Source organism: Dehalococcoidales bacterium (genome assembly GCA_041652735.1).
GTDB lineage: Bacteria > Chloroflexota > Dehalococcoidia > Dehalococcoidales > RBG-16-60-22 > RBG-13-51-18.
Genome location: JBAZGT010000047.1, coordinates 1 through 5,977 on the forward strand (window position 1 = coordinate 1; position 5,977 = coordinate 5,977).

Consider the following 5,977-nt stretch of genomic DNA (forward strand, 5'->3'; position numbering starts at 1 on the left):
GGCAAGAGGAAAAGCCAAGAAAGTAGCCCTCGTCGCCTGCATGAGGCGGCTGCTCACTATCATGAACTCAATTTTAAAACATCAAAGAGCTTGGCAATATGTATAAATTAACACAGTTGCTCTCCGTCGACGGAGAGGGGGAACTAAAGGGGGTGAGGTTTTCCCCATGTATTCCGGTTATGGCTTTTTCCGCACGTCCACCGTAACGTGTACCAGGCTGCCGTCGCGGTAGATTTCCAGCGTAATGGAGTCGCCGGGGGAGTAATATTCGGCCAGGACGGCAAAGAACTCATCGGAATCGTTAATTACCCGGTCGTCCATTTTTTTTATAACGTCGTTCACCCTGACGCCGCCCAGGCTCGCCGGGCCGGTCACGGCCGTGACCCTGGCGCCGCCGGTGAAGTTATTATTGTTGGCGAAAACTTCCAGCGGCAGCATGTCCCGCGCGGTAACCCCCAGCCAGGGGATTTCATATGTAAAGGGGCCGGTCTGGCCGTAAACTATCGCTTTCCCTACCCTGGCGACCTGGTTTGAAGGCACCGCGAAACTGATGCCGTCCCCCTGCTCCGGGTTTATCCGGGCGGTGACGACGCCGATTACCTCTCCGTCGATATTAAAAAGCGGGCCGCCGGAATTGCCGAAGTTGACGGCGGCGTCGATTTGCAGCAGATTGGGTTGATAAATATCGCTGACGGTCACCCCGCGGCCGACCTGGCTGATAACGCCGGAGGTCAGCGTCTCTTTCAGTCCCAGCCGGCTTTCTTCCCCGTCGCCGGGGCTGCCCAGGACGAATACGGGGTCGCCCACCTTCACCCCGCGTGAATCCGCCAGCGAAAGCGGCGTTAAAGCCGATAAATCCATCCCGCCGGAGCCATCATCAGCCATGAACCTCAGAATGGCGATGTCCGTCTCCTCTGATTTGGCCCAGACCAGCATTTTACAGGTCCGACCGTCGTCAAGGGTGGCGAATATCTCCGGCAGGTCTTTCACCACGTGATAAGCGGTCACCACCGTTTTAGGGATAACGATACCGGAGCCGGTGATCCCGGCCGCAATAAAGCCGGAGCCGATCAGGTACTGGCCGTTGGAAATCATGACAATGGACTGTTTGACCTGATCATAAAGCTGTGCTGCCTGGAGAACGGAGGTTCTGAAAGCCTCCTCCGTTTCCCCGGTCCGGTAGGCTAAGTCATCGATAACATGGCCGGTATCTGTAATATCGCCTTCAATAGTGGCGAACCGCTGCGACGCGGTGGCGGTGTACTCCGTCAGCGCCGAACCGGCGTCCGCGATAGCGGCGGAAAGGTTAGCGCTGCTGGCTTGAATTTCTCCGCCGAGCCGGGCGGCGGTATCGTCAAGTTTTACACCGGCGGCATCAAGTTTTGTCCCCAAATCTCCGGAGACGCCGGCCAGCTCGGTTTGCAGACTGTCTATCTGGCCGTTGAGGTCGTTGATAAAGTACCCGGCGCCGCCGGCGGTGATCACCAGCAGGGCGCTGACAACCGCGATTATTATTTTCATTTTCACTCCCTTACCGTCCGTGTATTTTTTTGTCCAATTATGGAGCATCATCGTATTCGTGTCAACGTTGAGGGGTCAGTCTTTACTTAACCCCGCCCCGGGATTCTTCAGTCCGTTCAGCATGGCACAGGGCGGCGGGGTAGAAAAATCACGGCGGGTCGGGTAAGATGTAGGTACTCATTCCCCGGCAAAGGAGAACCGCCATGCCTCCTTCCGTATTTCCCACCGGTACCACCATCTACGACCCCGCCAGGTGCTGGAACGGCTTTACCCTGTTCCAGACGGAGCTGCACCGCAATCACGGTCGCGGCGCTATCCTGATAGACATGAACGGGAACGCGGTGCACCGCTGGCAGGGACTGGACGGTTTCCCCAACAAGATGCTGCCCGGCGGGCATATCATGGGCAGCACCGGCGTGCGCAATATGAAGTACGGCTACCAGGACATGCTGGACCTGGTGGAGGCGGACTGGGAGGGGAATATCGTCTGGAAGTTCGATAATTACGAGCTGGTTAAAGACCCGCGGCAAAAACCGCGCCGGATGGCCCGCCAGCACCATGACTACCAGCGGGAGGGGAACCCGGTGGGGTATTACGCGCCCGGCCTGGAGTTCAAGCCCGGCGGCAAGACGCTTTTGCTCTGCCATAAAAACCTGAAAAACCCCAACATCAGCGACAAGCTTTTAGCGGACGACACGATAATAGAGGTGGATAAAAACGGCCGCATAACCTGGGAGTGGTTGTGCAGCGAGCACTTTGAGGAGATGGGCTTCAGCGCGCGGGCCAAAACCTCCCTGAGGCGCAACCCCGGCCTGAAACCCGCCGGCGGCGGCGTGGGCGACTGGATGCACATGAACTCGATGTCAACTTTGGGTCCCAACAGGCATTACGATGCCGGGGATGAGCGCTTCCACCCGGATAATATCATCTGGGACGGGCGGCAGACCAATATCACCGCCATTATCAGTAAAAAGTCGGGCAATATAGTGTGGCAGATCGGCCCCGAGTTCAACGCCGCCAAAGCCCTCCGCGCCATCGGCCAGATAATAGGTCAGCACCACGCCCACCTGGTACCGCGGGGGCTGCCGGGGGAGGGCAACATCCTAGTTTTCGATAACGGCGGCGCGGCCGGCTACGGCGCTCCCAATCCCGCCGCCCCGCAGGGCATCGATAACGCGCGGCGGGACTTTTCCCGGGTGCTGGAGCTCGACCCCATCACGCTGGAAATCAAGTGGCAGTACCCCCCGCCCGGCCCCGGCGCGGGACGGCTTTACAGCGCCTTCGTGAGCGCGGCACAGCGCCTGCCCAACGGCAACACCATGATTACGGAGGGCAACGGCGGGCGCATTATCGAGGTCACGCGGGAGGGGGAAACCGTCTGGGAATACGTCAGCCCCTACCCGCACCGGATGCTAAAGTTCACCCTCATCTACCGCGCCTACCGCGTGCCGTACGCCTGGGCGCCGGTAGCCAAACCGGAGGAAAAGGCGGTGCCGCGTATAGATAATAATAAGTTCCGGGTGCCCGGCTCGCCCCAGGCGCTAAAGGAAAGGGTTACCAGGTTAAGGATTTAGCAATTGCGCATTTGCGCAGGTGCGTGATTGCGCCTTTCTGTCAACAATGACAACTTGACCTCTATTTCCCCCCACCTCCCCTCCTGAACCCCTTACCCGCCGCTCCATCCCCGGCAAAGACCGTAACCGCCATATTCGCCTGGACAGCAATATTTATTTATCTTTTGTCTCCTTCTCTGCCAGCGGAGAGGGAGAATAAGAGGGCAAGGCCGTTTTCTTTACCCCGTCATTTGCCCTCCTGCCGCCTTAACCCCTATAATTTAAAGTCTGGAGGCGCGTTTTGCTTACTGATGAAATCCTGCATAAAGTAATCCGGCCCGCCCGCTATACCGGCGGCGAATGGAACATTACCGTGAAAGACTGGGAAGAAACGCCTATCAAGGTGGCGCTGGCTTTCCCGGACACCTACGAGCTGGGCATGTCCAACATGGCTATCCCCATCCTGTACGATATCCTCAACCGCCAGGCGGACGTGCTGGCGGAGCGCTGTTACGCCCCCTGGGTGGACATGGAGGCGGCGCTGCGGGAGAACCATATTCCCCTCCCCTCCCTGGAGAGTCGGCGGCCGCTTAAGGACTTCGATATCATCGGGTTTTCTCTGGGCTATGAGCTTTGCTACACCAACGTGCTGAACATGCTTGATTTGGCCGGACTGCCCCTGCGTTCGGCGGACCGGGACGATTCCCACCCCCTGATTATCGCCGGGGGAAGCTGCACGATGAATCCGGAGCCGATGTCCGACTTCATCGATGCCTTCGTCATCGGCGACGGCGAGGACGTTATCCTGGAGCTCCTGGACGTTTACCGGGGTGAAAAGGGGCGGGGCAAAAAAGAGCTGCTGGCCAGGCTGGCGGAGATTCCCGGCGTCTACGTGCCCGGCTTCTATGAAGTACAATACTCCCCCGACGGCCTCATTAAAAGCTTTAGCCCCACCCATCCCGCGGCCAAAGCGCGCTTGCAGCGCCGCCTGGTGAACCTGCTGCCGCCGCCGGTGGTGAACCCGGTGGTGCCCTATATAGAAATCACCCACGACCGCGGCGCCATCGAGGTGCAGCGGGGGTGCAGTCGCGGCTGCCGCTTCTGCCAGGCCGGGATGATATACCGCCCGGTGCGCGAACGCCCCCACGAGGAAGTCATCAAAGCGGCCGGGGACATTATAGCGTCCTGCGGCTACGACGAAATATCGCTGGTGTCCCTGAACACGTCCGATTATTCCGGCATCAATGAGCTGGTGGCGGGGCTGGCCAAACGCTATCCCGGGCTGGCGGTATCGCTCCCCAGCCTGCGCCTGGACACCTCCTCCGTGCGCCTGGTGGGGTCCCTGCCCACCCGCAGCCGCACCGGCCTCACCTTCGCCCCGGAAGCGGGCAGCGAAAGGCTGCGGCGCGCTATCAACAAAAACGTGACGGACGCCGACCTGCTGGAAACGGCCGCCACCGCTTTCAAACGCGGCTGGACCAGCCTCAAGCTCTATTTCATGGTCGGGCTGCCCACGGAGACGCTGGATGACGTGGTGGGCATCATCACTTTGGTGGACAAAGTCCGCGCCGAGGGCAAAAAGGCCTCCGGCAAAAAGCCGATGATAAGGGTGAGCGTGGGGACTTTCGTGCCCAAGCCGCATACCCCCTTCCAGTGGAGTCAACAGGAAGGCGGGGAATCGCTGACCACCAAGCAGGAGCTATTGCAGAACGGACTCCGGCAAAAGGGCGTCCGGCTGTCCTGGCACGACCCCCGCATCAGCCTGCTGGAAGCCGCCGTGTCCCGGGGCGACCGCCGGCTGGGCAAGGTCATTCACCGCGCCTGGGAGCTCGGCTGCAAGTTCGATGCCTGGAGCGAGCATTACAACCATGATAGCTGGCTCAAGGCTTTTGCCGATTGCTCCCTCGAACCTGGGTTCTACGCCTGCCGCGAACGCTCCCTGGACGAAATCCTGCCGTGGGGGCATATAGATGCCGGCGTCAGCCAGGCGTTTTTAAAGCGGGAGTACCAGAAAGCCAAAGAGGAAGCGGACACGCCGGACTGCCGCACCGGGGACTGCAACGCCTGCGGGCTGGAGCAATCAGAGACGTGCCGGGCCTCTCACTAATGTCATCCTGAGCTTTTTTGTCATTCTGAGCTCTTTTTGTCATTCTGAGCTCTTTTTGTCATTCTGAGCCTCTTTTGTCATTCTGAGCGAAGCGAAGAATCTCGGGGTGGCAGGGAACATTTTCCAGTTGAGCACAAGAGCAATTGCGCGTTTACGCAAATGCGTATTTCCCGGTGTTGTCACTCTGAATCCCCCGTTGTCATCCTGAATCCCCCGTTGTCATTCTGACGAAGGTCAGAATCCACTGTTAATACCAGCTTTTAGTTAGCTTTCATTGTTGGATTCCAGCCCCCGATTGTCATACGGGGCACGGCTGCGCTGGAATGACATATGAGTAATTACGCAAATGCGCATTACCGCTCGCTTATCATTGCGAGGCGCTTAGTAACGAAGCAATCCCATCCCCTTTTCCCCACCGCTTTTTCATACCTTACCCACTTATTCGCCCTCTCCGTTGACAGCGAAGGAGACAATAGTTTGAATACTCTCAGCTTTACACTCTGGATTGCCTCCTCTCTGCCCGCGGAGAGGAGGTCAGGAGAAAAGGTCAGACCCCTCTTCCTTTTCCCCCTGCAGAGAGGCTTGTCCGCCGGAGTTTTAGCACAGGTGGGAGGGTCAGGAGAAAAGGTCGGGGAGGTATCAATTTTACCCACAAAACAAAAAGAGGGGGCTTTTTGAAGTGACCCCCAAAAGCTAGACACTTTTATTATAGGGCAAAAAGGGCTTGTTGTCTGTGAATAGCAGGTGGCAAGCCCTTTAACTTTATCTTGATACGTCGGTTGTTGTAGTAGTCCAT

The 5,977-nt window shown here is 58.2% G+C and carries 4 protein-coding genes; 2 read left to right on the plus strand and 2 right to left on the minus strand.

Features of this window, described 5'->3' with window-relative positions:
• Positions 1-177 precede the first annotated feature (177 nt).
• On the minus strand, positions 178-1,521 hold the full coding sequence (locus WC370_11350) for a trypsin-like peptidase domain-containing protein (GenBank protein MFA5310058.1): 1,344 nt from the start codon (positions 1,519-1,521) through the stop codon (positions 178-180).
• A gap of 203 nt (positions 1,522-1,724) precedes the next feature.
• Here WC370_11350 and WC370_11355 point away from each other — a divergent pair, with 203 nt between their 5' ends.
• Together WC370_11355 and WC370_11360 are read left to right on the plus strand one after the other, a co-directional pair.
• Complete coding sequence (locus WC370_11355) at positions 1,725-3,095, plus strand: aryl-sulfate sulfotransferase (protein ID MFA5310059.1); 1,371 nt, start codon at positions 1,725-1,727, stop codon at positions 3,093-3,095.
• 280 nt (positions 3,096-3,375) lie between these two features.
• On the plus strand, positions 3,376-5,181 hold the full coding sequence (locus tag WC370_11360; GenBank protein MFA5310060.1) for a TIGR03960 family B12-binding radical SAM protein: 1,806 nt from the start codon (positions 3,376-3,378) through the stop codon (positions 5,179-5,181).
• A 353-nt stretch (positions 5,182-5,534) separates the two neighbouring features.
• Here the strand turns inward: WC370_11360 and WC370_11365 are convergent.
• Positions 5,535-5,977 (minus strand): hypothetical protein (locus WC370_11365; GenBank protein MFA5310061.1); only part of this gene is annotated, 443 nt, incomplete at its 5' end.